Origin of the sequence: Microbacterium amylolyticum (assembly GCF_011046975.1) — a bacterium.
GTDB classification, from domain to species: Bacteria; Actinomycetota; Actinomycetes; order Actinomycetales; family Microbacteriaceae; genus Microbacterium; species Microbacterium amylolyticum.
Map to the genome: position 1 here is coordinate 42820 of NZ_CP049253.1, position 26707 is coordinate 69526.

Annotated in this window: 32 protein-coding genes and 3 pseudogenes; 22 read left to right on the plus strand and 13 right to left on the minus strand. The window is 63.7% G+C overall.

The window, feature by feature from the left end; all coding sequences use genetic code 11:
• Positions 1–98 precede the first annotated feature (98 nt).
• A complete protein-coding gene (locus G6N81_RS00220; RefSeq protein WP_241245151.1) occupies positions 99–1388 on the plus strand; it encodes a PhoH family protein in 1290 nt (429 codons plus the stop codon).
• A 42-nt stretch (positions 1389–1430) separates the two neighbouring features.
• Here G6N81_RS00220 and G6N81_RS12615 read toward each other — a convergent pair whose 3' ends face one another.
• The 7 genes and pseudogenes from G6N81_RS12615 to xseA form a co-directional block, all read right to left on the minus strand.
• Complete coding sequence (locus G6N81_RS12615; RefSeq protein ID WP_241244994.1) at positions 1431–2147, minus strand: prolyl oligopeptidase family serine peptidase; 717 nt, start codon at positions 2145–2147, stop codon at positions 1431–1433.
• 13 nt (positions 2148–2160) lie between these two features.
• A pseudogene (locus G6N81_RS12910) lies at positions 2161–2403 on the minus strand (hypothetical protein); the annotation flags it as partial.
• A gap of 71 nt (positions 2404–2474) precedes the next feature.
• Positions 2475–3869, minus strand: a complete 1395-nt coding sequence (locus G6N81_RS00235) for a class II fumarate hydratase (protein ID WP_165131441.1) — start codon at positions 3867–3869, stop codon at positions 2475–2477.
• A 19-nt stretch (positions 3870–3888) separates the two neighbouring features.
• A complete protein-coding gene (locus tag G6N81_RS00240; RefSeq protein WP_165131443.1) occupies positions 3889–4545 on the minus strand; it encodes a carbonic anhydrase in 657 nt (218 codons plus the stop codon).
• Positions 4542–5195 carry a DUF4245 family protein gene (locus tag G6N81_RS00245; RefSeq protein WP_165131446.1) on the minus strand — a complete coding sequence of 218 codons (654 nt, stop codon included), beginning with the start codon at positions 5193–5195 and terminating at the stop codon, positions 4542–4544. Before G6N81_RS00245 ends, G6N81_RS00240 begins: the two co-directional genes overlap by 4 nt.
• Positions 5195–5431, minus strand: a complete 237-nt coding sequence (locus G6N81_RS00250; protein WP_165131449.1) for an exodeoxyribonuclease VII small subunit — start codon at positions 5429–5431, stop codon at positions 5195–5197. The genes G6N81_RS00245 and G6N81_RS00250 overlap by 1 nt, the downstream gene beginning before the upstream one ends.
• A gap of 49 nt (positions 5432–5480) precedes the next feature.
• Positions 5481–6758: an exodeoxyribonuclease VII large subunit gene (gene xseA / locus G6N81_RS00255; RefSeq protein WP_165131452.1), complete on the minus strand. Its 1278-nt coding sequence runs from the start codon at positions 6756–6758 to the stop codon at positions 5481–5483.
• A 51-nt stretch (positions 6759–6809) separates the two neighbouring features.
• On the opposite strand from xseA, the gene G6N81_RS00260 reads away from it, so the two are divergent.
• A complete protein-coding gene (locus G6N81_RS00260; protein WP_165131455.1) occupies positions 6810–7853 on the plus strand; it encodes a 4-hydroxy-3-methylbut-2-enyl diphosphate reductase in 1044 nt (347 codons plus the stop codon).
• Positions 7850–8374 (plus strand): DUF6264 family protein, encoded by a 525-nt coding sequence (locus G6N81_RS00265; protein WP_165131458.1) that lies wholly within the window; start codon positions 7850–7852, stop codon positions 8372–8374. The genes G6N81_RS00260 and G6N81_RS00265 overlap by 4 nt, the downstream gene beginning before the upstream one ends.
• A 67-nt stretch (positions 8375–8441) precedes the next feature.
• Here the strand turns inward: G6N81_RS00265 and fbaA are convergent, their stop codons facing one another.
• Positions 8442–9473: a class II fructose-bisphosphate aldolase gene (gene fbaA, locus G6N81_RS00270; RefSeq protein WP_165131461.1), complete on the minus strand. Its 1032-nt coding sequence runs from the start codon at positions 9471–9473 to the stop codon at positions 8442–8444.
• Between the two features lie 214 nt (positions 9474–9687).
• Here fbaA and glpX point away from each other — a divergent pair, with 214 nt between their 5' ends.
• Both glpX and G6N81_RS00280 read left to right on the plus strand, forming a co-directional pair.
• Positions 9688–10689: a class II fructose-bisphosphatase gene (gene glpX, locus G6N81_RS00275; RefSeq protein WP_165131464.1), complete on the plus strand. Its 1002-nt coding sequence runs from the start codon at positions 9688–9690 to the stop codon at positions 10687–10689.
• A 61-nt stretch (positions 10690–10750) separates the two neighbouring features.
• Positions 10751–10951, plus strand: a complete 201-nt coding sequence (locus tag G6N81_RS00280; RefSeq protein WP_165131467.1) for a UDP-N-acetylmuramyl pentapeptide phosphotransferase — start codon at positions 10751–10753, stop codon at positions 10949–10951.
• Here G6N81_RS00280 and G6N81_RS00285 read toward each other — a convergent pair.
• Positions 10944–12176, minus strand: coding sequence for a DNA recombination protein RmuC (locus tag G6N81_RS00285; RefSeq protein ID WP_165131470.1), 1233 nt, complete (start codon positions 12174–12176; stop codon positions 10944–10946). The two genes, G6N81_RS00280 and G6N81_RS00285, sit on opposite strands and share 8 nt — an antisense overlap.
• A gap of 64 nt (positions 12177–12240) precedes the next feature.
• Between G6N81_RS00285 and ychF the strand changes: the two genes are divergently transcribed.
• The 17 genes and pseudogenes from ychF (at position 12241) to G6N81_RS00370 (ending at position 23647) form a co-directional block, all read left to right on the plus strand.
• Positions 12241–13314, plus strand: a complete 1074-nt coding sequence (gene ychF, locus G6N81_RS00290; protein WP_165131473.1) for a redox-regulated ATPase YchF — start codon at positions 12241–12243, stop codon at positions 13312–13314.
• A 156-nt stretch (positions 13315–13470) separates the two neighbouring features.
• Positions 13471–14651 (plus strand): IS3 family transposase gene (locus G6N81_RS00295; RefSeq protein ID WP_378730867.1). Its coding sequence is split into 2 segments (ribosomal slippage): positions 13471–13737 and positions 13740–14651, totalling 1179 coding nucleotides; the frame shifts between segments, so codons are not numbered across the junction.
• Positions 14652–14775: 124 nt separating this feature from the next.
• The gene (locus G6N81_RS00300; protein WP_165131476.1) at positions 14776–15510 is read left to right on the plus strand and encodes a hypothetical protein; all 735 of its coding nucleotides are present in this window, start codon (positions 14776–14778) and stop codon (positions 15508–15510) included.
• The gene (locus G6N81_RS00305; RefSeq protein ID WP_165131479.1) at positions 15507–16103 is read left to right on the plus strand and encodes an OmpA family protein; all 597 of its coding nucleotides are present in this window, start codon (positions 15507–15509) and stop codon (positions 16101–16103) included. The genes G6N81_RS00300 and G6N81_RS00305 overlap by 4 nt, the downstream gene beginning before the upstream one ends.
• 235 nt (positions 16104–16338) lie before the next feature.
• A pseudogene (locus tag G6N81_RS00310) lies at positions 16339–16458 on the plus strand (HigA family addiction module antitoxin); the annotation flags it as partial.
• Positions 16458–17048 carry a uridine kinase family protein gene (locus G6N81_RS00315; RefSeq protein WP_241244996.1) on the plus strand — a complete coding sequence of 197 codons (591 nt, stop codon included), beginning with the start codon at positions 16458–16460 and terminating at the stop codon, positions 17046–17048. The pseudogene G6N81_RS00310 and the gene G6N81_RS00315, both read left to right, overlap by 1 nt.
• 153 nt (positions 17049–17201) lie before the next feature.
• Entirely contained in the window at positions 17202–17906 is a 705-nt protein-coding gene (locus G6N81_RS00320) for a GNAT family N-acetyltransferase (protein WP_129590763.1), read from the plus strand.
• A gap of 251 nt (positions 17907–18157) precedes the next feature.
• Entirely contained in the window at positions 18158–18235 is a 78-nt protein-coding gene (locus G6N81_RS12815) for a hypothetical protein (RefSeq protein ID WP_277602645.1), read from the plus strand.
• Positions 18210–18530 carry a HigA family addiction module antitoxin gene (locus G6N81_RS00330; protein WP_165131485.1) on the plus strand — a complete coding sequence of 107 codons (321 nt, stop codon included), beginning with the start codon at positions 18210–18212 and terminating at the stop codon, positions 18528–18530. Before G6N81_RS12815 ends, G6N81_RS00330 begins: the two co-directional genes overlap by 26 nt.
• Positions 18527–18985: a GNAT family N-acetyltransferase gene (locus tag G6N81_RS00335; RefSeq protein WP_165131488.1), complete on the plus strand. Its 459-nt coding sequence runs from the start codon at positions 18527–18529 to the stop codon at positions 18983–18985. Before G6N81_RS00330 ends, G6N81_RS00335 begins: the two co-directional genes overlap by 4 nt.
• A 92-nt stretch (positions 18986–19077) precedes the next feature.
• Positions 19078–19560 (plus strand): hypothetical protein, encoded by a 483-nt coding sequence (locus tag G6N81_RS00340; RefSeq protein ID WP_165131491.1) that lies wholly within the window; start codon positions 19078–19080, stop codon positions 19558–19560.
• A gap of 144 nt (positions 19561–19704) precedes the next feature.
• On the plus strand, positions 19705–20244 hold the full coding sequence (locus G6N81_RS00345; RefSeq protein WP_165131494.1) for a GNAT family N-acetyltransferase: 540 nt from the start codon (positions 19705–19707) through the stop codon (positions 20242–20244).
• Between the two features lie 279 nt (positions 20245–20523).
• Positions 20524–20988 carry a P-loop nucleotide/nucleoside kinase family protein gene (locus tag G6N81_RS00350; RefSeq protein WP_241244997.1) on the plus strand — a complete coding sequence of 155 codons (465 nt, stop codon included), beginning with the start codon at positions 20524–20526 and terminating at the stop codon, positions 20986–20988.
• Positions 20989–21137: 149 nt separating this feature from the next.
• Positions 21138–21418: pseudogene (locus tag G6N81_RS12865) on the plus strand (type II toxin-antitoxin system RelE/ParE family toxin).
• Positions 21405–21707: a HigA family addiction module antitoxin gene (locus tag G6N81_RS00360; protein ID WP_044496365.1), complete on the plus strand. Its 303-nt coding sequence runs from the start codon at positions 21405–21407 to the stop codon at positions 21705–21707. Before G6N81_RS12865 ends, G6N81_RS00360 begins: the two are co-directional and overlap by 14 nt.
• On the plus strand, positions 21704–22528 hold the full coding sequence (locus tag G6N81_RS00365) for an alpha/beta fold hydrolase (protein WP_206527877.1): 825 nt from the start codon (positions 21704–21706) through the stop codon (positions 22526–22528). The genes G6N81_RS00360 and G6N81_RS00365 overlap by 4 nt, the downstream gene beginning before the upstream one ends.
• A 366-nt stretch (positions 22529–22894) precedes the next feature.
• Positions 22895–23647, plus strand: a complete 753-nt coding sequence (locus G6N81_RS00370; protein ID WP_210007957.1) for an alpha/beta fold hydrolase — start codon at positions 22895–22897, stop codon at positions 23645–23647.
• 213 nt (positions 23648–23860) lie between these two features.
• Here the strand turns inward: G6N81_RS00370 and G6N81_RS00375 are convergent, their stop codons facing one another.
• The 4 genes from G6N81_RS00375 to G6N81_RS00390 all read right to left on the minus strand — a co-directional run bounded on the left by G6N81_RS00375 (position 23861) and on the right by G6N81_RS00390 (position 26650).
• On the minus strand, positions 23861–24850 hold the full coding sequence (locus G6N81_RS00375) for an SRPBCC domain-containing protein (protein WP_165131503.1): 990 nt from the start codon (positions 24848–24850) through the stop codon (positions 23861–23863).
• Positions 24847–25092, minus strand: a complete 246-nt coding sequence (locus G6N81_RS12630) for a hypothetical protein (RefSeq protein ID WP_165131506.1) — start codon at positions 25090–25092, stop codon at positions 24847–24849. The genes G6N81_RS00375 and G6N81_RS12630 overlap by 4 nt, the downstream gene beginning before the upstream one ends.
• A 766-nt stretch (positions 25093–25858) precedes the next feature.
• Positions 25859–26302 (minus strand): winged helix-turn-helix transcriptional regulator, encoded by a 444-nt coding sequence (locus tag G6N81_RS00385; protein ID WP_165131509.1) that lies wholly within the window; start codon positions 26300–26302, stop codon positions 25859–25861.
• A gap of 3 nt (positions 26303–26305) precedes the next feature.
• Positions 26306–26650, minus strand: coding sequence for a hypothetical protein (locus tag G6N81_RS00390; protein ID WP_165131512.1), 345 nt, complete (start codon positions 26648–26650; stop codon positions 26306–26308).
• Between the last annotated feature and the right edge of the window lie 57 nt (positions 26651–26707).

A 26707-nucleotide genomic window follows, 5' to 3' on the forward strand; every position in this document is an offset into this window, starting at 1 on the left:
CGGCCAGAGGGGAGTCGGCCGTGACCGCAGCCACAGAAAAGGCCACCCGCGCAAGCGTTTCGAAGAAGAACGCGGGGGAGCAGGAGTCGGAACAGACTCTGCGTACCTACGTTCTCGACACGTCAGTTCTGCTGAGCGATCCGCGGGCGTTGTTCCGCTTCGCTGAGCACTCCGTTGTCATCCCCGTCGTGGTGATCTCCGAGCTGGAGGGCAAGCGTCACGATCCCGAGATCGGTTACTTCGCGCGTGCGGCTCTGCGTCATCTCGACGAGCTTCGCGTCGACAACGGCCGGCTTGACTTTCCTGTTCCCACGCCGGGCGGCGGAACACTCCGCGTTGAGCTCAATAGTTCGAACCAGGAGATCCTCCCGAGCGGCATGCGGCAGGGAGACAACGATGCGCGCATCCTCGCCGTCGCCGCCAATCTCGCATCGGATGGTCTGGCCGTCACAATCGTCTCGAAAGACGTTCCGATGCGCGTCAAGGCATCGGCGCTCGGCCTCACCGCCGAGGAGTATCTCGCCGAGCAGGCGGTTGATTCCGGTTGGACGGGCATCGCCACGCTCGCCCTTTCGGGGGATGAGATGTCCGATTTGTACGAGGCTGAGGTCTCCATGCACGAGGACAGCCAGGGCATCCCCGTGAATACGGGGCTCATCATCCAGTCCGAGCGCGGCTCCGCTCTGGGGCGCGTGACAGGGTCCGATGGTGAATTTCGGCTGGTGCGCGGGGACAGGGACGTCTTCGGTCTTCATGGTCGCTCCGCTGAGCAGCGCGTTGCCATCGACCTCCTCCTCGACCCACGCGTTGGCATCGTTTCGCTCGGTGGCCGAGCCGGAACCGGGAAATCGGCCCTTGCGCTGTGTGCGGGGCTTGAGGCGGTTCTCGAGCGTCAGCAGCAAAAGCGCATCATCGTCTTCCGTCCCCTGTTCGCGGTGGGCGGCCAGGAACTCGGTTATCTCCCCGGTGATCAGTCGGAGAAGATGAACCCCTGGGGTCAGGCGGTGTACGACACGCTCGGATCGGTTGTCTCCGAGAACGTCATCGACGAGGTGATGCAGCGCGGAATCCTCGAGGTTCTTCCGCTGACGCACATCCGTGGTCGATCGTTGCACGATGCATTCGTCATCGTGGACGAGGCGCAGTCGCTCGAGCGCAACGTTCTCCTGACGGTTCTCAGTCGCATCGGACAGAACTCGCGCGTTGTTTTGACACATGATGTCCAGCAGCGAGACAACCTCCGCGTTGGGCGGCACGATGGCGTTGCCAGTGTGATCGAAACGCTCAAGGGCAACGATTTGTTTGGTCACGTGACCCTGACGCGATCCGAGCGGTCCGAGATCGCTGCGCTGGTCACGAGCCTGCTCGACGGGGACGAACTCAGCTGAGTATGGGTGTGGGGCCGCGAGCCGCGGCCCCACACCCACCGCTCATGCGAGCGTCAGCCCCGTATCGTGCGCGGCGAATGCCAGCTGGTCAGCGAAGAGATGCTCGGCAACGGCGAAGAGATCATCGAACACGTTCTGTTTGCGTTCCTTCGTTCCCTGACGGTGCCACTCGGCGCCGTACTCTCCTCCTCCGCGGAGGTGGGGAACGACGAGGGTTCCGCCGGCGCTCTTCGCTCGGATGATCCTCGTCGCCGTGCGCGGTGCGGACGCCGTGCGCGGCAGCGCTTCGCTGCCCGTGACGCGGTTCCCGGACACGGTAAAGCGATGACGGGTTCCCGGGTCCGTGAAGCTTGTCGTCGTCACGAAAACGATGTCTGTTTCGGTCGTCGCGTCTGACGCCGTCACGCTGATGCCCTGGCCGAGGGGAAGGGCATCACCCAGCACACCGTCGTCTGATGCCAGCTGCATTCTGTGGGACGCATCGTGCGAGTACGTGAGAACGAGGCCTGAGGCGGTCAGCCCCGCGTCGAGAAGCACATCTTCGTCGTGTTCAGGGACGATGTCGGAGCTCTCGCCGGTGGTGAGATCGATCGCTATCAGACGGTACCGCGCAGCGTCATCATCGGTGATGACCAGGAGCTTGCCCGCACGGATACCGATCGCGGTGCGTTCGACGTCGTGCCCCGCGGCGATGAGGCGAGGCAAGACCAGCGGCATCGTCTGCGACAACGAGGACGTCCTGATTTTCCCCGTTGCCATGCCAAGCGAAGAGTCGTCCGCCGCGTTGATGCGGGATGCCGCGCGCTTTCTGCGCGAGAAGCGTGCCCACGCGCTCACGGAAGGCGTTGCGGGCGGGAAGGGCCTCGAGAATCGGTTCCGCGAACGCATTCTGTGCGGCAACGAACTCCCGAGTTTCTTCGCTGTCGGGGTTCTCTAACCAGCGGTAGGGGGCGGGGACCTGATGGCCGTGTGCGCGGTCGATCGTGTCGTCGCGTCGAGCGGAGGGAAAGGGCATCCAGCCAGACTATTGCCGGACACACGTGGGGGCGGCGAGCATCAGCTCGCCGCCCCCACGTGTTCGTGAGATTAGCCCGGGCGGGTCATCGACAGAAGGTCGAGCTTCTCGTCGAGCACCTCTTCCGAGATCTCGCCGCGCTCGACATAGCCGAGGTCGATCACTGCCTCGCGCACCGTGATGCCCTTGGCAACAGAGTGCTTGGCGATCTTGGCGGCGGCTTCGTATCCGATGACCTTGTTCAGCGGGGTCACGATCGAGGGGCTCATCCCCGCGAGCGCCGTGACGCGCTCCGTGTTCACCGTGAGGCCGTCGACCGTCTTGTCCGCGAGAACGCGCATGGCGTTCGCCAGCAGGCGGATCGATTCGAGGAGCGCCGTTCCCATGACGGGGATCGCAACATTCAGCTCGAAGGCGCCCGATGCGCCACCCCAGGCGATTGTCGCATCGTTGCCGATGACGCGTCCGCAGACCATCAGCACGGCCTCCGGCACGACGGGGTTGACCTTACCGGGCATGATCGAGGAGCCCGGCTGCAGATCGGGAAGGTGCAGCTCGCCGAGGCCCGTGTTGGGGCCGGATCCCATCCAGCGCAGATCGTTGTTGATCTTTGTGAGCGAAACAGCGATCGTCCGCAGCGCGCCGGAAGCTTCGACGAGACCGTCTCGGTTGGCCTGTGCCTCGAAGTGGTCAACGGCCTCGGTCAGGGGCAAACCCGTTTCGGCGACGAGGTTCGCGATGACCTTTTGGGGGAACCCCAGGGGAGTGTTGATGCCTGTGCCCGTTGCTGTTCCGCCCTGCGGAACTTCGGCGACGCGCGGCAGAGCCGACTGAATGCGCTCAACGCCCAGGCGCATCTGACGTGCGTAGCCGCCGAACTCCTGGCCGAGCGTGACGGGGGTGGCGTCCATCAGGTGTGTACGCCCCGGCTTGACGACGCTCTTCCATGCCGTGGCCTTCTTGGCGAACGCGGTCTCGAGGTGCTCGAGCGCCGGGATGAGGTCGGTGATGAGTGCTTCGGTCACGGCAACATGGACCGAGGTTGGGAAAACATCGTTCGACGACTGCGATGCGTTGACGTGGTCGTTTGGGTGAACCTCGGCGCCGAGCTTCTGCGTCGCCAGCGACGAAAGCACCTCGTTCATGTTCATGTTCGACGACGTTCCCGAGCCCGTCTGGAACGTGTCGACGGGGAAGTGGGCGTCGTAGTTACCCGTGACAACCTGGTCTGCTGCCCACGCGATGGCATCGGCGATATCGCCGTCCAGCGTTCCCAGATCCTTGTTCGCCAGCGCCGCAGCCTTCTTGATGCGGGCGAGAGCGGCGATGTGGCGCGACTCGAGGCCGGTGCCGGAGATGGGGAAGTTTTCGACGGCGCGCTGGGTCTGTGCGCGGTACAGCGCGTCCTTTGGGACGCGCACCTCGCCCATCGTGTCGTGTTCGATGCGGTACTCGATATCGGTCACGTCTGCGATCCTCCGTTGATCAGGATTTCGGGGCGTCCTCGCCGACGCCGATGGCGACGTCGGGCACAACAGTGCCTTCCGCCAAGCGGTAGTTTGCTCCCACGATTCCGACGCGACCGCTCGCGATTGCGTCGCTGATGAGCTCAGACGAGTGCAGAACGTTTGTCACCGTTTCACGCAGGTGCAATTGGCCGACCCGCCACGGACTGAGTTCTTCCGGGCTTCCTTCTTCTGTGAGCTCGCGCTTGGCGCGCTGCACGGACGGAACGATCGGAGAAATCTGGCGCCAAATCGCGGGCGGCAGTAGGGGCGCATCGGGTTCGAGGCTATTGATGGCGGCGAGAACTGCGCCACATTCATCGTGTCCGAGAACAACGATGAGCGGAACTTCGAGAACACCGACGGCGTACTCGATCGACCCCATGATCGACTCGCCCGTGACCTGGCCGGCATTGCGGACAACGAACAGGTCGCCGAGCCCCATGTCGAAGATGATCTCCGCGGAGAGACGAGAGTCGCTGCACCCGAACAAGACCGCTGAGGGTCGTTGTGCAGCGGCGATTTCGTGTCGACGTCGGACGTCTTGGTGGGGATGGCTGAGTTCACCGGCGACGAAGCGCCTGTTGCCATCCAACATTCCCTGCCATGCTTGCGCGGGTGTCAGCGTCTGGGTCATTCTGATTGCTCCTTCTGCAGGACAGTGACATCGTTCGACAAAGCCGAAGCGATCGTAGCGGCGTCATCGGCGCCAACTCGCCCGTAAAGCAGGATGTGGTCTGTGCCCGCCTGCACGCTGAGCGCGTAGGTCAGCTCACCACGGTCGGTTTCCGCGTCGCCCAGGTCATACTCGGTCCAGGTCACGCCGTCGATCGTCTGTTCACCGGTGGGGCGCGCGCCTCCCAGCGTTTGGGCGACCCACGTCTCATTTCCGTCGAGGGCCTGCGCGAAACGCAGGAACGAGCGGTCGGCGCCCGGGATCTGGTTGTAGGTGATGGACCAGACGGTGGGAGATCCTGCTTGGATCTCTGCGGTGTTCACGCCCCAACCCGACGGCGCATCGGGGACGACAACACTGCGCTGGAACTGGGTTTCGGCCTGGTGTGCGATGTTCTCGACATCGATGGCTGGCGGATCCGCCAGCTCACCGCGAGGCACTCCGAAGTAGATGATCGCCACGATCGCCAGCGTCGAGCCGAGGGCGATCAGCAGGTTCTTGACGGACTTGCTCTGCCGGTACCGGCGAGTGTTTTCCGCCTTGCGCGCTGCGGTCTCTTCCGGGGTCTCGGGGCGCCCGAGATGGGCGACAACGCGAGGTTCCTTCGCCATCAGACGTTCTCCTCGGCAGCGGTTTCCGCCTGTGTCCGTGCGGCGTCGAGGCGCCGTTTTGCGCCGAGCAACCATTCCTCGCACCGCGCGGCGAGAGCTTCGCCGCGCTCCCAGAGGGCGAGGGAATGTTCGAGCGTCGGCGCGCCCTGCTCGAGTTCGGCCACAACGCGCGCGAGCTCGTCACGCGCCTGTTCGAACGAGAGGGACGAGACGTCGGGGGCAGGCTGCTCGGTCATCGGATCTATCCTACGTCGCGCTGATGATGGTGCTGTCGTCCAGCGGGGGCTAAGACGCAGACTCAGCGGCGCCATCCGACGTTGCCAGGATCGCGCCGCTTTCGACGGTCACCGTGAGGTGCGTTCCGGCGGGAGCCTGCGCCGCATTGCGAACGATCTCGCCGTTCGGGAACTGGGCGATTGCGTAGCCCCGCGCGAGCGTCGACGCGGGGGAGAGCGCGGTGAGGGACGCGCGCAGTTGAGCGGTGCGCAGCTCGCCGCGTTCGATCATCCGGGCGGAGCGATCTTGCCCCTTCGACACCAGAAGCGCGATCTCGTGCGCTCGGTCACGGATAAGTGAGTCGGGATCGCGCAGGGACGGGCGTGAGCGCATCTGTTCGAGCTGCTGAATGCCGTGCCGCACCTGCTGCGTTAGCCGCATCGTTAGCCTCGAGCGCAGGTCGGCGATGAGTGCTCGCTGCTCACCCACATCGGGGACAACGCGCTTGGCCGCGTCGGTGGGAGTCGAAGCGCGCAGGTCCGCGACGTCATCCAGAAGGGGGCGGTCGTTTTCATGGCCGATAGCGCTGACCACCGGCGTCTGGGCCGCCGCGACGGCGCGCACGAGGCGTTCATCGCTGAAACCAAGAAGCGTCTGCGGGTCGCCGCCTCCGCGCGCGATGATGATCACATCGATCGACGGGTCTGCGTCCAAGATCGCGAGAGCCTCGATGATTTCGGCAACGCTGCGTTCGCCCTGCACCGTTGCATGGATCGTGCGGAACTCCACTTGTGGCCAGCGCAGCTGGCTATTGCGCAGCACGTCCTTCTCGGCGTCCGAGTGCGCCCCCGTGATCAGGCCGATCCGATGAGGGAGAAACGGCAGCGGGCGCTTGCGGGCCGGGTCGAACAGGCCCTCTTCGCGGAGCGCGCGCCGAAGCCGCTCCAGGCGCTCGAGCTGCGCGCCGATTCCGACGTGCCGCATCGCCGTGACCTGAAACGAGAACGATCCGCGCTTGGTGAAGTAATCGGCCTTTAGACACGCCACGACGTGATCGCCCACCTGGAAGTCGTCCTCGAGGCGGCGCAGCACGCTCGACCACAGCTGGATAGACACCTGAGCGTCGGAGAGTAGGTCTTTCATCCCGCCGAAGACGTTTCCGCCGCGCTTGTTCCACTGGGTGATTTCGCCCTCCACCCACACGGCGCCCCACCGATCGATTGCCGCCTTGATCGTCTGGTTTAAGCGTGCAATCGACGTCGGGTGCTCGGGGCCGGAGTCGCGCGGCGATACCGCATCGGACGGCGGGACGTCGCCCGGGCTCTGTTGCGGCTGAAAACTCGTCACATGTTCAGCGTATTCGGCGAGGGCAGAGGAAGCGCATCGTAGGCTGGGAACATGAGCGCAACTGCTGTCTCGCTGCCCCTTCCCCGCATTCCCTCGCGGCGGGAGCGCCTCCAGGACATCCCGGTCGACGGGGCAAAGAAGGTTCTTCTTGCTGCCCCGCGTGGATACTGTGCGGGTGTTGACCGCGCTGTCATCACGGTCGAGAAGGCGCTTGAGCGTTACGGCGACCCGGTGTATGTGCGTAAGCAGATCGTGCACAACATTCATGTCGTTCGCGAGCTCGAGTCGAAGGGTGCCGTGTTCGTCGAGGAAGTCGACGAGGTGCCAGAGGGCGCACACGTGGTCTTCAGCGCCCATGGTGTGTCTCCGGCGGTCGTCGATTCCGCTGCCGAGCGTGGGCTTCAGGCCATTGATGCGACCTGCCCCCTTGTCACGAAGGTGCACCGCGAGGCCGTTCGCTTCGCTCGCGACGATTATCAGATTTTGCTCGTCGGCCACGAGGGTCACGAAGAGGTTGAGGGAACGGCCGGTGAGGCCCCCGACAACGTCACGATCGTGAACAGCCCGGAAGAAGCCGACACGATCGTGGTTGACGACCCGTCGAAGCTTGTGTGGCTGTCGCAGACGACGCTGTCCGTTGACGAGACCATGGAAACGGTTCATCGGCTGCGCGCGCGATTCCCCGATCTGCAGGACCCGCCCTCTGACGACATCTGCTACGCAACGCAGAACCGTCAGGTTGCCATCAAGAAGGTGGCGAAAGATGCCGACCTCGTGATCGTTGTCGGGTCGGCGAATTCTTCCAACAGCGTGCGGCTTGTTGAGGTCGCGTTGCAGTATGGCGCCAAGGCCGCGTATCGAATCGACTACCCGGACGAGGTTCGCCAGGAGTGGCTCGACGGCGTCAAGACGATTGGCATCACAAGCGGCGCCAGCGTTCCGGACGTTCTCGTTCAGGAGCTCATGCGCGAGCTCGCGCATGCCGGATACGCCGATATCGAAGAGGTGCGAACAGCGGAAGAAGACCTCATCTTCTCGTTGCCGAAGGAACTGCGCACAGGCGTTCCGCGTGGTGGGCGAGGGTGCGCGGCATGAACGACGACACCCGCCCGAACTACGGCGAGTATGCCTCGGCGGATGATCGCGCGCGTTACTCGCCGCCGGTTCCGCCTGTTGATCCCGCGCTGATCCCGCAGGATTCGCCCGCGACCCCCGCCCCGACACACACTGGCAAGATCTCGACGCGTCAGCTCGTCGACCGGGTGGTCACGTTTGCGCTCCTTGCCTACGGACTGTTTTCGTCGTTGTCGTCGATTTCGCTGTTCACCGACCCGTACGGGATGGTGGGCCTCGTCGGGCTTGACGTGACGCTGTCGGATCCGTCCGGAATGCGGTCAGCGGGGACGCTCGCCGTCATTGTCCTCGTCGGAGGCTGGGCCGCCACGACATGGCTCTGCTGGAAGCGCAGCGTGGCACGAAAATCCACGTGGTGGGTGGCACTGCTCGCCGGAGTGGTGTTCAACTTTGCGGCCGCAATTGTCCTGTCGATTGCGCTTGTTCAGGACCCGAACGTGATGCAGGCCATCGTCGACTTGCAGGGGATCGAGCTCAACTAGGCCGCGCCTGAGATCACACGAGCCCCGGACCTGAAAAGGTCCGGGGCTCGTGTGATCTCAGCAGGTGTTACGCGCTGATCGAGTGGCCGTAGGAGCCGAGCTGCTTGGTGGACTCGACAACGCGAGCGGCCATGGCCGTCTCGGCGATCTTGCCCCAGGCGCGCGGGTCGTACTTCTTCTTGTTTCCGACCTCGCCGTCAACCTTCAGGACGCTGTCGTAGTTCTCGAACATGTACCCGGCGATTGCACGCGTGAATGCGTACTGGGTGTCGGTGTCGATGTTCATCTTTACGACACCGTTGCGAACAGCGATCGCGATCTCTTCGTCGGTGGAGCCCGATCCGCCGTGGAAGACGAGGTCGAGCGGCTTTTCCGCCGTGCCGAACTTGGCGGCGATGCCTTCCTGGATCTCACCGAGGAGCTCGGGGCGGAGCTTCACGCCGCCCGGCTTGTACACACCGTGGACGTTGCCGAAGGTGAGGGCCGAGAGGTACTTGCCCTTTTCGCCCAGACCGAGCGCTTCGACGGCCTGTGTGACGTCGGCGACGGTCGTGTACAGGGCGTCGTTGGAGCCCTCGTGTGTGACACCATCTTCTTCGCCGCCGACGACGCCGATTTCAACCTCAAGGATCGATCCGATGGCCGCGGTGCGGGGGAGGAGCTGCTTGGCGATCTCCAGGTTCTCGTCGAGCGGAATGGCCGAACCATCCCACATGTGCGAGTTGAAGATCGGCTCGCCGCCGGCCTTTACCTGTTCTTCGCTGGCCTCGAGGACGGGGAGAAGGAAGTCTTCTAGCGCCGGCTTCGGGCAGTGGTCGGTGTGGATGGCCACCGTGATGGGGTAGTTCTTCGCGACCTGACGCACGTACTGCGCCATGGCGATCGCGCCGTTTGCGCGTGCCTTCTGGGTGTGGCCTGCGTAATAGTCTGCGCCGCCCGTTGTGACCTGGAGGATGCCGTCGGAACCGGCCTCCGTGAGGCCCTGAAGGACTGCGTTGATGGTCTGCGAGCTCGAGACGTTGATGGCGGGGAAGGCGAATGCGCCTGCCTTCGCGCCTGCGTACATCTCGGCGTACTGATCCGGGGTTGCGACCGGCATTGACGACTCCTTCGAATCGAAAGTCAGATGTGCCCGACGCAGCGAACGGCGACGGGTGTCCCCAGCCTATATTCCTCGCGGCGCGAGCAGGAAATGGAGGTTTCACTGCGTCATCTGGCCACAAAATGTCGTTTTCGCAAGAATCAGGATTCCTTCATGGCCGCGGGGTGCTTTGGGGCCCATTTTTGCGCTGTTGTCGAGATACCGTGCTCGCATGACCGCTGATCACGAGATCGTCGACCCGTCCGATTTGATTCCGCTGCAGCCGGACCGAAACATCGCGCTCGAGCTGGTGCGCGCGACGGAGGCTGCCGCGATTCGCTCGTCCCCGTTTATTGGACGTGGGCAGAAGGAGCTCGCAGATGGCGCTGCCGTTGACGGAATGCGCGCCTTCTTGTCGACCGTCGAATTTGACGGCGTCGTCGTGATCGGCGAAGGTGAAAAAGACTCCGCCCCCATGTTGTTCAACGGCGAACACGTGGGGACGGGCCGCGGTCGGTCGTATGACATCGCGGTGGACCCGATTGACGGGACGACGCTGACGGCCGAGGGGCGCAATAACGCTCTGTCTGTTATCGCGATGTCCGACCGGGGCACGATGCTGGACGCGTCGAGCGTTTTCTATATGGACAAGCTCGTCACGGGGCCGGCGGGCGTGGGCGTCGTGGACATCCGTCTGCCGATCGCCGAGAACATCAGCCGTCTCGCTGCAGCTCTCGGGAAGCCGATTGAGGAGATGGTGGTCTCCGTTTTGAACCGCCCGCGTCACGAGAAGCTGATTGCTGACATTCGTGCGACGGGCGCGGGAACACGGTTGATGTCGGACGGTGACGTCGCCGGCGGCATCAACGCGGCGCGCCACGATGCACGAACAGACATGTGTGTTGGCGTCGGCGGTAGCCCTGAGGGCATCGTGACCGCGTGTGCGATCAAGGCGCTGGGCGGTCATATTCAGGGCAAGCTGTGGCCGCGCGATGATGCTGAGCGACAGCGGGGGATCGACGCCGGCCTCGATATGGATGCGGTGCTCGAAGCCGATGACATGGTGAAGGGTTCCAACACGATTTTCGTCGCGACCGGTGTGACCGACGGCGCTCTTGTCGCGGGTGTGAAGCGTCATGCCGGGTACCTGTACACCGAGAGCGTGGTTCTTCGCGGGCACTCGGGCACGATGCGTCGTGTTTCGAGTGATCACCTCGAGTCGAAGTGGCTGTGAACTGATCCGTCTCTCTCACGTCGACCAAATCTTGAGCGGTCGACGTGAGAGAATCGGCATCATGGCCGGCAGTAGTGAGCAGACACCTTCCGATGGCGCGCGTGCGGTTGTCGCAGACGCGCAGGATCCGGCGCGCCGGCCGGACGTGCTGTTCCGGGTGCGGCGTCCCGTCGGTCAGGAGCCCAGCTTGTGGGCGCCGATCATTGGCTTTGTCGTTGTCGTCGGTAGCGTTTTGGGGATTTTGACGTTCCTGCCTAGTTAGGCGTCGTGCCGGCAGCGACTGCATCGTCGGGCGCGGGGAGGAGCTCTTCCGCGGTTGTGCGGCGGAGCGGGCGGTCGATCGTGGCCGGCGATGCGGTCTGTTCGAGCTTGGACGGGTCGATTCCCGGGAATTTGCGTGCCGTGACGAGGACGCGTGATTCGAGCGAGCCGACGAAGCCGTTGTAGGCGTCAACCGTGCGTTCGATGGCTCGGCGCATTCCGTCGGTGTGTCCGGCGAGCGATCCGAGGCGGTCGTAGAGCTGTGTGCCGAGGTCGAACAGCGACTTGGCTTCTTCCGAGACTTCTTGTTGCGTCCACGAGTAGGCAACGGTCTTGAGAACAGCCCACAGATTGACGGGCGATGCGAGGGCAACGCGCTTGGAGAACCCGTATTCGAGGAGCCCCGGGTCTTCCGAGAGGGCCGCGGAGAGAACAGACTCGCTTGGGATGAAGCAGATCACGAACTCGGGGCTGGAGTTGAGGCCTGCCCAGTAGCTCTTCTTGGACAGGGCGTCGATGTGGGAACGCACCGCCTTGACGTGCTTCTTCATGAGATCACCGCGGCGTGCCGCGTCGTCACCGGTTGCGGTTTCGGGGATCGCCATGGCATCGAGGAACGCATCGAGCGGTGCCTTCGCATCAACGGCGATCGACGTGTGCCCCGGAAGGTGGATGAGCATGTCGGGACGCCCCGCCCCCGCATCCGAGGTGATGGCCGCCTGGACATCGAAGTCGACGCGATTGATCAAGCCAGCCTGCTCGACGATGCGGCGGAGCTGGGTTTCTCCCCAGACCCCTCGGGCCTGGTTAGAACGCAGCGCACCTGCGAGGGACTCGGTTGTCTGGCGCAGTTGTTCGTCGATTACCTGGGCGCTGCGCAGTTGCTCTGCTACCTGCCCAAACTGCTCGCGCCGCTCGCGCTCCATGTTGTCGACGCGCTGCTGCATCCGGTGCAGGCTCTCCTGCACCGGGGAGAGGGCCGTGAGGATCTGACTTTCACGCGAGTTGCGCTGCGCCGTCTCGGCGCGTTCCGCGCGCTCCCGTTCGGCGGCTTCCTGTGACAGGCGTTCCTGGCGGGCGAACGCATCGCGCAGCCCGGCGACTTCGGCGCGCGCGGCAGCGAGTTCGGCAGCGCCCTCGGTAACACGGGCAGCGCGCGCGAACCACCCGACGGCCACGCCGACAGCGAGCGCGACCACGATGAGAATGAGCGAGAGAGGATCCATGCTTTCCAGTCTCAACGCCACCCCTGACATTCCTTCAGACGTCTCACGCGTAGACTCGTCTCTCGTGGCTCTGACTATCGGAATCGTGGGACTGCCCAACGTTGGCAAGTCCACGCTCTTCAACGCACTCACCAAGAACACCGTGCTCGCGGCGAACTACCCGTTCGCGACGATCGAGCCGAACGTCGGGGTGGTGGAGCTGCCGGACCCCCGCATCGATCGCCTGGCGGAGATCTTCGGGTCGCAGAAGAACCTCTACGCGCCCGTGTCGTTCGTCGACATCGCCGGCATCGTTCGTGGCGCCAGCGAAGGCGAAGGACTTGGCAACCAGTTCCTCGCGAACATTCGTGAGGCCGACGCCATCGCCCAGGTTGTGCGCGGCTTCAGCGATTCCGATGTCACACACGTCGATGGCAAGGTCGATCCTGCCGGCGACATGGAGACCATCAACACCGAGCTGATCCTGGCCGACATGCAGACCCTCGAAAAGGCGATTCCTCGCCTCGAAAAGGAGGTCAAGGGGAAGAAGGTTGACCCGGCTGTTCTCGCCGCGGCGAAGGACGCACTGGAGATCCTCGAGACGGGAAAGACGCTGTTCCAAGCGGGCTTCGACACCACGCCCGTGAAGGAACTCGGCATGCTCACGGCAAAGCCGACCCTTTTCGTCTTCAATGTCGATGAGGGAGTCCTCACCGACGAGACGCGCATGGCTGAGCTTGCGGCGCTTGTCGCCCCGGCAAAGGCCGTCTTCCTCGATGCGAAGGTGGAATCCGAGCTGATCGGCCTCGACAAGGAAGAGGCGCTCGAGCTTCTTCAGTCTCTCGGACAGGAAGAGTCAGGCCTCGACCAGCTGGCGCGTGTCGGCTTCGAGACTCTGGGGCTGCAGACGTACCTCACGGCGGGCCCTAAGGAAGCGCGCGCGTGGACGATCCGCACCGGATGGACGGCGCCGCAGGCCGCGGGAGTCATTCACACGGACTTCGAGCGCGGCTTCATCAAGGCAGAAGTTGTTTCCTTCGCCGACCTGGACGAGTGCGGGACGATGAACGACGCCAAGGCCGCGGGCAAGGTGCGTATGGAGGGCAAGGACTACGTCATGCAGGACGGCGACGTGGTGGAGTTCAGGTTTAACGTTTAGTCGCGTTCCACTTTAACGTCTTGTGCAAGCGCCGGATCCCGCTGCGGGGTTCGGCGCTTTTCCTTTGGACTGGCACCTTCGTCGCTGGGGCGTGAGGAACGGATCGGTGACAACTGATCGTTAGTGCCGGGAGGCGCTGGCGGGAAGGATGTCATCTTGCCCGGTCCCTATCCGAGAGAGTTCCGCGAAGACGTCGTCGCGGTTGCCCGCCGCCGTGAGAGCGGCGTCACCATCAAGCAGATCGCCACTGACTTCGGAGTCAGCGAGGCGACGCTGCAGAACTGGCTCCGCCAAGCAGATGTCGAGGAAGGCAAGCGTCCCGGTCAGACGGCAGACGAGGCCGCCGAGATGCGAGAGCTGCGCCGCCGTAACCGTCTCCTCGAGCAGGAGAACGAAGTCCTCAGGAAGGCAGCGGCATATCTGTCGCAGGCGAACCTGAAACTGGGTGGCTCCCCAAAATGACGTACCCGCTCGTTGCCGAGCTCGCCGAGGCGGGGATCCCCGTCACGGTGTCGTGCCGGGTCCTGAAGCTCGCAAGACAGCCCTACTACCGGTGGCGCAATGACCCGATCCGCGACGCGGACGTCCTCCGCGCGTATCGGATCAACGCCCTCCACGACGCGCATGAGGACGACCCGACGTTCGGTTACCGATACCTCGCTGACGAAGCACGCCGCGCAGGGTGGCGGATGAGTCGCCGGACGGCGTGGAAGCTGTGCTCGCAGGCTGGGATCCTCTCCTCCGCGCAACGCCGCCGGCGCGGGAAGGGCAAGAAGGCCGGCCCACCCGTGTTCGACGACCACGTGCAACGCGTCTTCCGGGCCGATGCCCCGAACCGGGTCTGGCTCACCGACATCACCGAGCACCGCACGACGACCGAAGGCAAGCTTTACTGCTGCGCGATCAAAGACGTCTTCTCAAACCGGATCGTGGGGTACTCGATCAGCGACCGGATGACCTCGAAGCTCGCGGTCGACGCACTCCGCAACGCCGTCGCCCGCCGCGGCGATGTCGCCGGATGCATCTTGCATGCCGACAGGGGCAGCCAGTTTCGAAGCCGCGCCATGGCCCGGGAGCTGCGCCGGCACGACATGGTCGGTTCGATGGGCCGAGTCGGCGCCGCGGGCGACAACGCAGCTATGGAGAGCTTCTGGTCGCTCCTGCAGACCAACGTCCTCAACCAGCAGCGGTGGACCACCCGGCAGGATCTGCGGCTCGCCATCGTCGTCTGGATCGAGCGGAAGTACCACCGGCAACGAGCCCAGGACTCCCTCGGCGGCTTGACCCCCATCGAGTTCGAGTCCAAGCTGGCCGAGCCGCTCACCCTCGCGGCCTAAACCACACCTGTCACCAGTTCGTTCCTCACGCCCTTCGGGCGTAGTAGGCCCCTTCGCGCCATAATGTAATCTCTGGCGCGGGGGGCGTTTGTGCAGTAACTGGAGTTCAGAAAGGGAACGGAAGATGACGCGGCTCGCACGAAATTCTGCCTGTTTGGCAGCAGTTGGGGTGCTCGTATTGAGTGCCTGCGCCGCAGAGGGTACAGCCGAGGAAGAATCAGGAGCAGAAACTGCAGAGTCTTCACTAGAGACCGAGGTGGCACCTGAGCCAGCCGAGGACGATCAATCCGCTGAAACTGCGACGGACGCTTCCGAGGGTACTGACTCTGACGACGACGGGGATGCCGAAGGCCTTGAGAGCGATGACTCGATTGAGGAAGTGCGGCTGGACTTCATTGAAGAGCTTGAGCTCGGCGAACCCGACTCCACTCTGACGTACCCCACCCCGGGTGCGCCCGGTGGCGAGATCACCCTGGACGTCTACCCGGTGGAGGTGCAGGACAAGGTGATGCGTTTAGCCCTGGTGTTTTACCCGGAGTATGACGGTGAGACACTGGATTACTACGCGCTGCACAATCTCGAGACCAGTGGGCAGGACTGGCGTAATCTGGAGTTGGCTCCTCAGCTGATCGACCGACAGCATTACGTCAAATACGAGGTGATCCGCCCTCACCGCAGCCCAGGCCTCGATGGTCATGTTCAGTGGGCTCGTGACGTTGAGGATGCCGAGATGACCTCCGGCGAGCCTTTCGTCTGGTGGGGCTTCCTGCCTGCACCGGAGGATGAGATCGACGTGATCGACGTTGAGCTGCCACAGCTGGATCTGCCTCCCTTTGAGGATGTGGAGGTCATCCGATGAACCGGTCCTTGGTGCGTTCAGGCTTATCCGGTCTCCTGATCCTGGGGTTCTCGGTTACCGCAGTCTCTACCGCTTCCGCTGTTGAGCAGGGACCGGCGGTGGGGGACAAAGAGATCCCCGATCAGCTGAATGCAGAGTGGGAGTCCAGCCTCTCAGAAGACCTGTTGCGAATGTGGACTACCCATCATGATCCGCAGATGTGGATCACCCACCTCGGGGGCGAAGAATGGGACGCCGAAGAAGGCATCACGTTAGAGACGGATATTCTCTTCAGCCCGAACAAATGGGACCTTCCGGAGAACGCCGGGGAGACGATCGCTGCACTGGTGGAAGAGATCCCAGAGGGCGCTTCGATTGCGGTTCACGGTCATACCGACTCCAACCCGGTGAATCGGGACCTGTTCGACTTCGATAACCAGGAGCTCTCGGAGAACCGCGCCCAGGCGGTAGCAGATGCTCTGGCGAAGGAACGCCCTGATCTGCAGATGACGGTCGAAGGGTTTGGCGAAACCGAGCCGGCTGTGACCGAAGATCCGGAGGATTCATCCACCTATGCAGCGAACCGTCGGGTGGAGATCCGCCCGGGCGACTGAGCCCGATCTGGGTCCTAGAGCCCATCTGTAGGCCTTACTATGCGGCGGGTATTGAGACTATCGGCCCGTAGTGCGGCTTTGCCTTGCCCTCCCGACTACCCTGGTGGATCTCGCGAATTCCAAGCGAACCCTCACTGCTGAATACATCTGCTGAAAGGACCCAAACGATGAGAGGAGGCAGCATATTGCTGGGCTCGGCTGCTGTGCTGATGATGAGCTCAGCTAGCTGCGGCAGCGACACATTGGCACCTCTGAGGAGCTTTGGATGAACCTTCAGTCGAACTACGAGCTGCGGCTCGAGCGCCGGGCACTGCGTGACCAGGTCGCCGCGATCACGCCGCTGGAGGTCGCGTGATGGCTCGAGCGGATACGTTGTCGAGCGTCGAGCAAACGAAGGCCCTCATTGCGCGAACGCACCGGAGCCTTGGGCGGCCGATCGTGGTCGGGGTGTCCGGGTATGCGGGTTCGGGGAAGAGCACCTTGGTCCGGAGCATCGCCGAGGGCGAGTCGACGATGGTCAGACTGCGGGGGGACGACTTCCTGGATCCGTCGCGATCGCATCATCGGTCGCGCGACTGGGCCGGGGTCGAACGTGGTCGGCTCGTCGACGAGGTGCTCAGGCCGTTCCGTGATGAACGTGACGGCACCTTTCGGCGCTTCGACTGGACGCTTCGCGCGCTCGGGGAGCCTGAGCCGGTACCCACAGGGGATGTTCTCCTGGTGGATCTCATCGGACTCTTCCACCCCGAAGCGATCCCGGCACTGGATCTGAAGATCTGGGTCGACGTCGATCTCGAGACCGCGCAAGAACGCGGTATGCGCCGGGACGAGGCGCTCGGTCGTGACCATTCGCGGTTGTGGCGCGAGGTGTGGGTGCCGAACGAGATCGAGTTCGATCGCAGCTTCTCGCCGCGAGAAAGCGCTGAGGCACTGTACGTCGCGTAATGGTTCTCAGTGCCGGAATGCGGTGGAGTTCCGCTTTAACGTATAGCCCCCTCGAGCTCAGCGCAGGGGGCGGTTCAGGGGCTGCTCGTGGTCTTTCCAGACAGACTCGCTCGGCCCGCAAGTGTTCAACTGCAAACACCCTAGAGTGGACAGATGAACTCCGTTTCCGAGCCACTCTCTGACACCGCTCGGCGTCGGATTGTGTCGGGGTGGGCGAGCGTGATCGGTGTGCCTGCCCAGGACATCCGCAAGGATGAGTGGGTCTTCGTTGAACGGGCGGATATCGAGGCTGTCGTTGTCGTGCGTGTCGAAGGGTACGGTTTCGCGGCTGCACCTCCGGAACACGTGGAGCTGCTTCGTCACGCACCCCCAGAGTCGCTCCTTGATGCAGCCGCTCTCGCGAGGATGCTTCCTGCAGGCGCTGACCCCATCGGTAGCGCTGACCTTCTCTTCGCCGACAGCAGTCCACGGCTGACGCGGATCGGTGCTTGTGCCTCCGGGCCGGAGGATATGGCCACCCTGCGGAGTCAAGTGAGCGCATCCGAGTGGCAAGAGAGCGGCATCGAGGAAACAGAACGCCAGTGGACCGCGATGGCTCCGGCCGGGAGCCCTGCTGCGGTCGCAGGCTTCAAACGCTGGCGTTCGGAGCTCGCCCAGATGGCGGTCCTCGCAAGTCCGGCGCACCGAGGGGCGGGCTTCGCCTATGCCACCGCAGCTGTAGCGACGCAGGAGGCGTTGGGGATCGGTCTGGTCGCACAGTGGCGCAGTCGTCAGGGAAACGAGGCATCCCGCCGACTCGCACAGCGATTGGGTTTCACCCAACTCGGCGTACAAGTGGCAGTCACGCTGAAGCGATAGGTGACCGGCCGTTTGCCAACGACGCGACTCGAGGGACTGATGGTGCGATCCGACGAACGCACGTGACCGGGCTACGACTACCCACGAGTCACCCGCGACGTAGAGGTTATTCAGCTACGGAATGTGGTGGAATTCCGTTTTAACGTCTAGCGTTATTGACGGGCTCCGTCATACACTGGAGTCCTCCGGATCCCGCCAAGGATCGTCTGGAGCAACTGGCCGGCGACCGTCGCGGTCAGCACAGCATCCGAGTGAACGCGCAGTGGCGGCTCTGCTTTGTGTGGATAGATGGAGGTGCAGAAGATGTCGAACTCGTCGACTATCACTGAGGCCGACCTGATCGAGCCGATCCATCCAGGGGAGATCCTGATGGAAGACTTCATCGAGGGCTTCGGGATCACGCAGAACAAGCTGGCGGTGTCGATCGGCGTTCCGCCGCGTCGGATCAACGAGATCGTCCACGGCAAGCGGGGGATCACTGCGGACACGGCCATCAGATTGGCACGATACTTCGGCACGTCCGCGGAGTTCTGGATGAACCTGCAGTCGAACTATGAACTGCGTATTTTGCGGCGGACGCTGCGCGAGAAGGTCGCGGCGATCACGCCGCTGAAGGTTGCATGACCATGCGGGTTCGTCGCGCGATGGCGGCAGACGTTGCGGCGCTTGTGGATTTGCGAGCCGAGATGTTCGCTGCGATGGGCGTTGATGCATCCGGAGGATCCTGGCGCGCTGCGGTTCATGACTGGTTCGAGGCGCGACTGGACCACCCTGATTTCGGGATCTTCGTGGTCGAGGGTGATGGCGTGGTCGTGGCTTCGGCCGTCGGTGCGATTCGTGACGCAGCACCGTCCCCGACGTGCCCGACCGGGCGCGACATCCTCATCAACAATGTCTGCACCTTTCCGTCATATCGTGGCAACGGACACGGCTCGGCGGCGTTCGAGGCTGTGCTGGAATGGGCGCGCCAGACCGGTGTGCGGCGCGCCGAGTTGATGGCCACGGACGACGGAAGAGGCATCTACGAAAAGGCCGGTTTCGTCGTGAATGGCTCGATCGCCATGAGAGCGGAGCTCTGAAAGGTTTGCGGAGCCCGAACGACCGAGGTTGGTCCGTGCCGGAACTCGGTGGAGTTCCGTCACAGTTAGCGGTATGGATTGGGATTGAGCGCGTGAGCATGATCTGGCGGCGTTATCGGGCAACCCTCGGGTTGGCGATTGTTGCATCAGCGATGCTCGGGCTCTTTTGCGGGCTTGCGCTGTACCTCACCGGGAACGCGGACTACCGCGCACAGGCTGGCTGGGGAGGCTTCTTCTATTGGATCGCTCTGGGCGCGGGTCTCGGTATCGGGACGGGCCTGACAGCATGCGCGGGCGGGGTGACCGCGATCTGGTTGCGTGACCGGCAACTCGGACGACCGAGCGCGTCGCGCGTCCTCATCGGGACCGTCGGCGCGAGTGCCGGGGCGGCGGTGCTGTGGCTCGCCTTCGGAGTTGTGGCTGCCGTGACCGGTGGTGCTGGCTACTTGTACATGTTCATCGGCATCGCGGTTATGGCGGGCTTGACCGGTGCTGTTCTTGCGCGGACGATGCTCAGCCGTGCTGAACGGCGGCGGGACGGGGACGTGGTGGAATTCCGCTTCAATGTGAGTTGAGCTGACCCTGCGGGCCCCGCCGATCTTCGTGTTCGGCGGGGACTCGTCGTCTTCTACAGGTGTTCCTGCTTCGGGATGTGAGGGCCACTCGGTCATAGGGCCCGGGAGATTTCGGTGTCGACGAGTTTCTGTACGGTGGGCCTCATGACGCAATCGGTCTCACCAGTCCTTCGAACCCTCTGTCCGGAGGATGCCGGCTATGTGCACCAGGCGTTCGCCTCGAACATCGACATGCAGCGACAGGGTGATGTGACGACGCTCGAAGATGCAGAACGGTACGTATCCCGTTTGCTCTCGGCCGCATCTGCGCAGTTGCCGTGGGCCATCTGTATCGACGATCGACTCCTCGGTCTCGTGAACATCGGCGTCGACGAGGCGAACCGAAATGGGTGGTTCTCCTATTGGATGCACGCGGATGGGCGTGGTCGGGGGTGGACCTCGCGCGCCGCAGCGACAGTCGCTAACTGGGCGCTCGAAAGCGGTGGACTGGAACGGCTTGAGCTCGGGCATCGCACGAATAATCCCGCTTCGGAGGCTGTGGCCCATGCCGCTGGCTTCGTCCGTGAAGGGACCGAACGCGGCAAGTTCCTGATCACCGGCGACCGCATCGACGTCGCGACGTACGGTCGACTACGCTCCGATCCGATCCCCGACACTGACGTGCTACCGATGTCCACTGCGTGAGGTTGGAGTGTGCTGGAACTCGGTCGAGTTCCGGTTCAACGTGTAGCGGAACTCCCATCCGCACGGGGAACACGGCTGCGCGAGCGTCGTGGATATCGACGTCGGGGAGATGGATTACTGCCTCCATGCGTCCGAGTTGAGCATGCCGCTCGCGCCTGGACGGGTTCGGGCAGGCTCGTCCTGACGCGGATTGGTCTTCGGGCGCGAGCCGCTTCCCGTGGACACGCCATCGGTGCGGTCGAACAAGTCGGCCAGGGGTATGTCCGTAGACTGATACCCATGGGTCGGGTCGTCTTCATGTGCGGACCGGCGGGGTCAGGCAAGTCGACCGTCGCTCGTCGGATGGAGGCAGACGGATTCGTTCGGCTCTCGTTCGATCAAGAGGCCTGGGGCAGGGGCATCCGACACATGCCGCTGACAGATGAAGCGCATCGCGAGATCGAGATCGAGCTCCGACGTCGTCTCGTGGATCTCGTCGAAGATGGACGTGAGGTCGTGCTCGACTTCTCCTTCTGGTCGCGTGCCATGAGGGAGAAATGGAGGCATGTGCTGGAACCGTTCGGGGTGGTTCCTGAGACGATCTACCTTTCGACTGACCGTGAGACGTGTTTACGGCGTGTGGCCTCGCGCAGACGCTCACACAGCGACGATTTCGCTCTGGATACGGCGACCGCCGCAAGGTACTTCGATCACTTCGAGCCTCCGACTCCTGATGAGGGACCGGTGACCGTGCTTGTGGTGTGATCTGTCAACCAGGAAGAGCCCGGTGCCACGAGATCCCCGCCTGTCGGGTGCATCAGTCGCCGAATTCCAGAGGTTGGTCCGTGCGAGGCTCGGCCGAGTTCAGGTTCAACGTCTAGCGCTATTATCGGCCCGCGGTATACCCCGGTCGCGTGATCAGATCGTTCGGTAGCAAGGAGACCGAACGGCTGTGGCGTCGTGAGCGCGTGCGCTCGATCGATCCGAGGATCCATCGAGTCGTGTTGCGCAAGCTACGCCAGGTGGGATCTGCGGCGGTGCTCGATGACCTTCGCGTCCCACCCGGTAATCGGCTCGAGGCGCTGAATGGTGATCGAGCCGGTCAGCGCACATCGGGATCAAAGACCAGTGGCGGATCTGCTTCGTGTGGACCGACGCTGGACCAGAGGAGGTGCAGATCGTTGACTACCACTGACAGGATCGAGCCGATTCACCCGGGTGAGGTCCTCATGGAGGACTTCATCGAGGGCTTCGGCATCACACAGAACAAGCTCGCCGTGTCGATCGGCGTCCCGCCCCGTCGGATCAACGAGATCGTGCACGGCAAGCGGGGGATCACCGCAGACACGGCGCTGCGGCTCGCGAGGTACTTCGGCACGTCGGCCGAGTTCTGGATCAACCTGCAGAGCCACTATGAGCTCGACCGCGCCGAGGACGCAGCGGGTGAGCAGATCGCGGCGATCGCGCCGCTACAGGTCGCGTGACCAGCTGCGTCGTGCAACGCCCCGGAGGCGTCTGCATCGCGGTCACCGACCTCGGCGGCGACGGCCCTGTCGTCGTGCTGCTGCACGGGCTTGCCGGGAGCTCGCGGGAGTTGCTGCGCACGGCGCGAGCGTTGCAGCACCATCGGGTCCTGCTCGTGGACCAGCGGGGGCACGGCGCGAGCACGCGGCTTCCCGATGATCTGTCGCGCGATGCCTTCGTCGGAGACGTCGTCGCAGTGATTGAGGAACTCGTCCCTGGGCGGCGGGCGACGCTTGTCGGGCAGTCGATGGGAGCCCACACCGCGTTCCTTGTCGCGGCGGCGAGGCCAGACCTGGTCGAGGGGCTCGTGATGCTGGAAGGGCACGTGGCGGGCAACGGCGATCCGGGAGAGGCTGCCGGACTCGGCAGCTACTTCGAGTCCTGGCCGGTGCCGTTCGAAGACGAAGCTGCCGCGCGGGGGTTCCTCGGTGACGACGCGATCGTCAATGCTTGGGTGGCCGACCTTCTTCAGACCGATGATGGCCTGGTGCCGCGCTTCGATGCCTCGGTCATGCAGCGCACGATCGAGGCCGTCCATGAGCCGCGCTGGCAGGAGTGGGAGGCTCTGCAGGTTCCGACGCTCGCGGTCTTCGCAAAGCAAGGGATGTTCAGCGATGCCGATAAGGACGAACTGGTCCGGCGCAGGCCCGAAACGGAGAGAGTAGATCTGGCCGACGGCAGCCATGACGCCCACCTTGACGCCTTCGGCGAGTGGACCGATGTGCTCCATCACTGGCTGTCCCGCGATCAGACCGGGCCGTTGCGACCCAGCGGCCGCTGAGGTTGGTCCGTACCGGAACTCGGTTGAATTCAGGTTCAATGTCTAATACAGGCTTCTGACCCACCTACCTGCGCATCAGTCCCTGACACCGGGCACTCCCGTAACATTGCGGGTATGAATGGGGCGCTTTCGAAGAGTCGAGCGAAGGTGCCACCGGCACGAGCTGGTCGACTTGACACCACGGACCGCCGGTACGAGCCTTTCGCGCGCCTCACCCCTGCACCAGTGCGGCGGGTGGCCTCGTCGTGGAGGTGGGATGCGCCGGACGGGGGTGGTTCGTGGGACCTGCACATCGAGCACGTGGGCGCCCCGGCGGCTCCGGTCCGAATGCTGCTGGTCCATGGGGCGGGAGGGAACGCGGCGGCGATGTGGCCCTACGCTGCACACCTGAGTCGCCTGGGCGCTCGGGTTACGGTGGTCGATCTGCCCGGTTACGGGCGAACGGTCCGGGTGCGGCGTGGACGCCGCAGCGTCAGTTATGGCGACTGGCAGCAGGTGCTCGTCGATCTCGTGGGTCGCGAGCATGACGAGCGGCCACTTGTCGTCGTCGGGGCGAGCATGGGTGGTGCCCTCGCGGTCGACACCGCTGCAGTGACCGGACTGGCCAAGCGGGTCATCGCGACCTGCCTGCTCGACCCGACTCGGCCGGGCATCGCGGCCGCCATCGTGCGAGCCCCGTGGATAGCGCGGCTGGGATTGCCACTGCTGCGGTTCGCTCGGGGGCCAGCGGCGAATCTACGGATCCCGGTCCGCCTGCTGACCCCTATGTCTGCGATTTCGAACGACCCTGACCTCAGTCATGCAGTGCTCACCGACCGGCGCGGCGGTGGTGGCGCGATGCCGGTGGGCTGGTACCGCTCCTTCCTCGAGGCAGGTCCGGCTGTTCCACCCGAGCAATACCAAGGACCACCGGTCGTGCTGTTGCATCCGGTGGAGGATCGTTGGACTACGCCGGAGCTCAGCCTCGACTACCTTGGTCGGCTTCACGGCAAGACCCGGGTCGTGATGCTTCCTGGCTGCGGCCACTTCCCCCTCGAGGAGCCCGGCTTCCAGGTCCTCCTGGACGAGGTTTCGGATGAGATGGAACAGGTGCTGGATGACCAGCGGAAAGGCAGCTGAGTCGGCCATGCGCGATGAGGGACCGTAGCCCTGAGACCGGTCTGGCCCGGTGAGGCGTGCATGCGTTCCCAGCCGTGGCGACGCGGTCGAGTTCCGGTTCAACGTTTAGTCGCGTTCCGCCTCAACATCTGATTCGAGTGCCCGGATCTCCCACAGGGAGATCCGGGCACTCGATCTACGTGCGACCAGCAGGCGAGTCGCCGCAGCATGGGGCTAGCGAAATGTTCGGCTGATCGCGCTGCCAGTCTGGAACAGGGTGATCCACACCAGGAACTTCTGGATGGGACGCAGCGGCCATGCGACAAGTCCTCGCCACCCTCGGCGTCGCGACCAAGACCTAGTGATCCGCAGCTGTGTGCCACCGGTCGCGTTCGCCAAGGCGAATTCAGTCAGAACCGAAGTGCTCTGCGCGACGTCGGGATAGCCGAAGCTCCATGCGATCCTGTCCGGTCGGTGAATTGCGATGAGCTCAACACTGCGTCGACGAAACTGAGGTTTGATCTTCACAGGCTTGCCGTCTGGATAGGTTGCGGGTGCCGTGCCCTCCCAGACCGTACCCGGCTTCGCTTCTTGACTGGTCTGGTCGAGAGTGCCGATGCTCGGCTCCCACTCGGGGATACGTGCGGGATCTGTGAGGAACGCCCACACTTCGTCCAGTGGTGCGGATATGAAATTCTCAGTCGTTCCCGTGGTCCGCCCCTTCACTTTTGCTGAGACGGGCATGGACTTCATAGAGGGCGAGTCGGCCCGATCGAGGCGTTCGATGAGAGCATCGGATGTCGTGCCAAGGCGGCCGAGGATACCGGTGATAAGGCCGCTGGGTTCTGCGACGAGTTCCCGGAGAACGGCGGCAGCGTCGCCTGGCTTGCCTTTGCTGCTGGACTTCGCGATGAGGTCCCGAGCGCGACGAGTCCACTCGTACCCATCCGTCTCATGGAACACGATGCGCCCGGCCTCGGGGAACGACGCCTCGATGCCGAGTGAGGTCAGCTGTGCATCACGTTGTGCCTCCACGGCGAGACGGGCGCTATCAAGGTCGATACCCAGCTCGCGCAGTGCGCGGCCGGCGGATTGGTCGTTGATGACCAATGCGAGGAACAGGTGGTCGATGTCGGCTTCGCGGAGCCCGAGCCGGGATGCTTCCTCCATGGCGGCCAGGGAAAGCGCTTGGCTGGTCTGAGCGGCGCGGACGAGTCTGTTCATCTGTTCCTCCTGGATGGCGAGATCGCGGGGTCAATTCTTTTGGAATGCTTCTTGTGGGCGGCTTGTCGCGTCACTCCGAGCGCGTCGGCGATCTCCTGCCAACTCATGCCCGAACGCAACGCGGCCTCGACCTGCCGAAGTTCCAAGGTGTCCGCGAGCACGCGTAACGACGCTACGGCCCGCAATCCTGCTTTCGGGTCGCTGGTATCGGCTGCTACTGCTGCGATCCGTGGAGACTCCATGCCGTCAACCTATGTTGCTAAGTGGCGAGTTGTCAACCTGGGTTGCTTCCTCGCTCGTCAGGCTTGGTATTCGCAGGGTCAGGAGAGGGACGACGCTTCGGGGGAGTCGCCGGGTTATGAGAGGTTGGTATGTGCCGGAACTCGGTTGAATTCAGGTTCAATGTCTAAAAAAGGCCTTCTGACCAAGAGTTTTACCTTCGCCGCTTCGGATCTGGCTTGGCAGACGAGTTCCGATCTAGCATCAGTTGCAAAGCGTTTGTCCCGCTGAGTTGGGACTTTGATCGGGCCCCTGCGGAGCTTCCGAAGGGCCCGCTGCCTTCCTTTTGGTGTGTGAGCGGAGCAGGCAGGCGGCCTCGAAGGGCCTGCTCTCGGGGCAAGTTCTAATTGTTCGGCGGGCGATTGCTCGGCACGAACGCTGACTCAAAAATCGCCCTGACTCAAAAGTTAGTTGCCCGGGAGGTCGAACTTCGGCAGGCTGGCCATCCTTCTGGACGCAAACGGCGGAGGCCGCAGATGGACGTGGGGCCACGAGTGGTTGCGGGCGAATGACCGAGAGGCTCTTGACGGCGAGAGCAAGCCGTGACCGGGCCTGGATGCCATAGTAGTCAGGTCGCACCGGCTTCAGTGACTCCTCGGAATGCGCCGATTCGTGCGCGAAGGGACGCTCCGCGAAGACTGTATTGTCCGCGGGGATGTGTCCGATTCCTGGGTCTATGGTCTCCTGCGGCGCGATTGGGCGGAGTAGTTTTTCGCGGTAGCGGTGAGGTCAGGCGCCGGCTCCTGAGGACGTCGGTATGCCGTGGGTCGCGCGTAGCGACGACATCAGCCGCGACCAGCTTTCCGGCGTCTGGTAGTCCAGATCACGAGTTGCGGCCGTTTTCTCTGGGTCAGCGGGACAGTGCGATGCTCCCCATATGCCGATTGTGGCGAGCACAGGGACGAGATCTATGCCTTTGTTCGTCAGGGTGTAGAGAGCCTTTTGCTTGTGGCTGGGGTCGTCGTCCCGGGTGAGGATGCCCGCTTCGACAAGTCGTTCCAGACGATCCGCGAGGATGCTGCTCGTCATCTTCTCGTCTGACTCCCGCAGGAGCTCCCGAAAATGTCGGCGGTTGGCGAAGATCATGTCACGCAGAATAAGGAGCGACCATCGGTCGCCGAAGAGTTCGATGGCGAGATTGATCGGGCAGCCCGATCGGTTGGTGACAGCCATGATCTACGCCGCGCGGGTGGTGTAGTGGCGCACTTCCGCGGCGAGAAGATCCGCCGTCTCTTCCGGAGCGGACAACATCGGCCAGTGCCCGCTGACGAGATGTTTCCGACGCCACCCCGGTGCCGTGAGCGCTGTTTCGGGATTTCCGCGGCCGTCGGCATCTTCTGCCGGACCGTGCAGCGATAGCGTGACGTAGGTCGCCTCCTGCGTTTCGACGGGGGCCGACAGCTGCGCGCGATCCGTCACGGTGGAGCCCGGATGGGCAACGAAGCCAGCCGCCAAGAAGTCGCGATCGTGAAACACAAGCAGTTTGGTCCATCCTGACTCGTCACCCGGATGTGCGCGCACGCGCGACCGCGCTCATTGCGACTCCAGGGATGAGATTCACCCTGGTGAGCACGGGAC

Bases quoted from the DNA above. Each gene is read 5' to 3' on its own strand.
- G6N81_RS00315 (WP_241244996.1), top strand. From the start codon at position 16,458: ATGGCTCGAGCGGATACGTTGTCGAGCGTCGAGCAAACGAAGGCCCTC.
- G6N81_RS00265 (WP_165131458.1), top strand. From the start codon at position 7,850: ATGAACGACGACACCCGCCCGAACTACGGCGAGTATGCCTCGGCGGAT.
- G6N81_RS00330 (WP_165131485.1), top strand. From the start codon at position 18,210: ATGTCGAACTCGTCGACTATCACTGAGGCCGACCTGATCGAGCCGATC.
- G6N81_RS00240 (WP_165131443.1), bottom strand. From the start codon at position 4,545: ATGACCCAGACGCTGACACCCGCGCAAGCATGGCAGGGAATGTTGGAT.
- fbaA (WP_165131461.1), bottom strand. From the start codon at position 9,473: ATGCCGGTCGCAACCCCGGATCAGTACGCCGAGATGTACGCAGGCGCG.
- G6N81_RS00285 (WP_165131470.1), bottom strand. From the start codon at position 12,176: ATGGATCCTCTCTCGCTCATTCTCATCGTGGTCGCGCTCGCTGTCGGC.
- G6N81_RS00320 (WP_129590763.1), top strand. From the start codon at position 17,202: ATGAACTCCGTTTCCGAGCCACTCTCTGACACCGCTCGGCGTCGGATT.
- G6N81_RS00300 (WP_165131476.1), top strand. From the start codon at position 14,776: ATGACGCGGCTCGCACGAAATTCTGCCTGTTTGGCAGCAGTTGGGGTG.
- G6N81_RS00245 (WP_165131446.1), bottom strand. From the start codon at position 5,195: ATGGCGAAGGAACCTCGCGTTGTCGCCCATCTCGGGCGCCCCGAGACC.
- G6N81_RS00350 (WP_241244997.1), top strand. From the start codon at position 20,524: ATGGGTCGGGTCGTCTTCATGTGCGGACCGGCGGGGTCAGGCAAGTCG.
- G6N81_RS00370 (WP_210007957.1), top strand. From the start codon at position 22,895: ATGTGGCCCTACGCTGCACACCTGAGTCGCCTGGGCGCTCGGGTTACG.
- glpX (WP_165131464.1), top strand. From the start codon at position 9,688: ATGACCGCTGATCACGAGATCGTCGACCCGTCCGATTTGATTCCGCTG.
- G6N81_RS12630 (WP_165131506.1), bottom strand. From the start codon at position 25,092: ATGGAGTCTCCACGGATCGCAGCAGTAGCAGCCGATACCAGCGACCCG.
- G6N81_RS00345 (WP_165131494.1), top strand. From the start codon at position 19,705: ATGACGCAATCGGTCTCACCAGTCCTTCGAACCCTCTGTCCGGAGGAT.
- G6N81_RS00260 (WP_165131455.1), top strand. From the start codon at position 6,810: ATGAGCGCAACTGCTGTCTCGCTGCCCCTTCCCCGCATTCCCTCGCGG.
- G6N81_RS00385 (WP_165131509.1), bottom strand. From the start codon at position 26,302: ATGGCTGTCACCAACCGATCGGGCTGCCCGATCAATCTCGCCATCGAA.
- G6N81_RS00335 (WP_165131488.1), top strand. From the start codon at position 18,527: ATGACCATGCGGGTTCGTCGCGCGATGGCGGCAGACGTTGCGGCGCTT.
- G6N81_RS00305 (WP_165131479.1), top strand. From the start codon at position 15,507: ATGAACCGGTCCTTGGTGCGTTCAGGCTTATCCGGTCTCCTGATCCTG.
- G6N81_RS00250 (WP_165131449.1), bottom strand. From the start codon at position 5,431: ATGACCGAGCAGCCTGCCCCCGACGTCTCGTCCCTCTCGTTCGAACAG.
- G6N81_RS00280 (WP_165131467.1), top strand. From the start codon at position 10,751: ATGGCCGGCAGTAGTGAGCAGACACCTTCCGATGGCGCGCGTGCGGTT.
- G6N81_RS00375 (WP_165131503.1), bottom strand. From the start codon at position 24,850: ATGAACAGACTCGTCCGCGCCGCTCAGACCAGCCAAGCGCTTTCCCTG.
- G6N81_RS12615 (WP_241244994.1), bottom strand. From the start codon at position 2,147: ATGGCAACGGGGAAAATCAGGACGTCCTCGTTGTCGCAGACGATGCCG.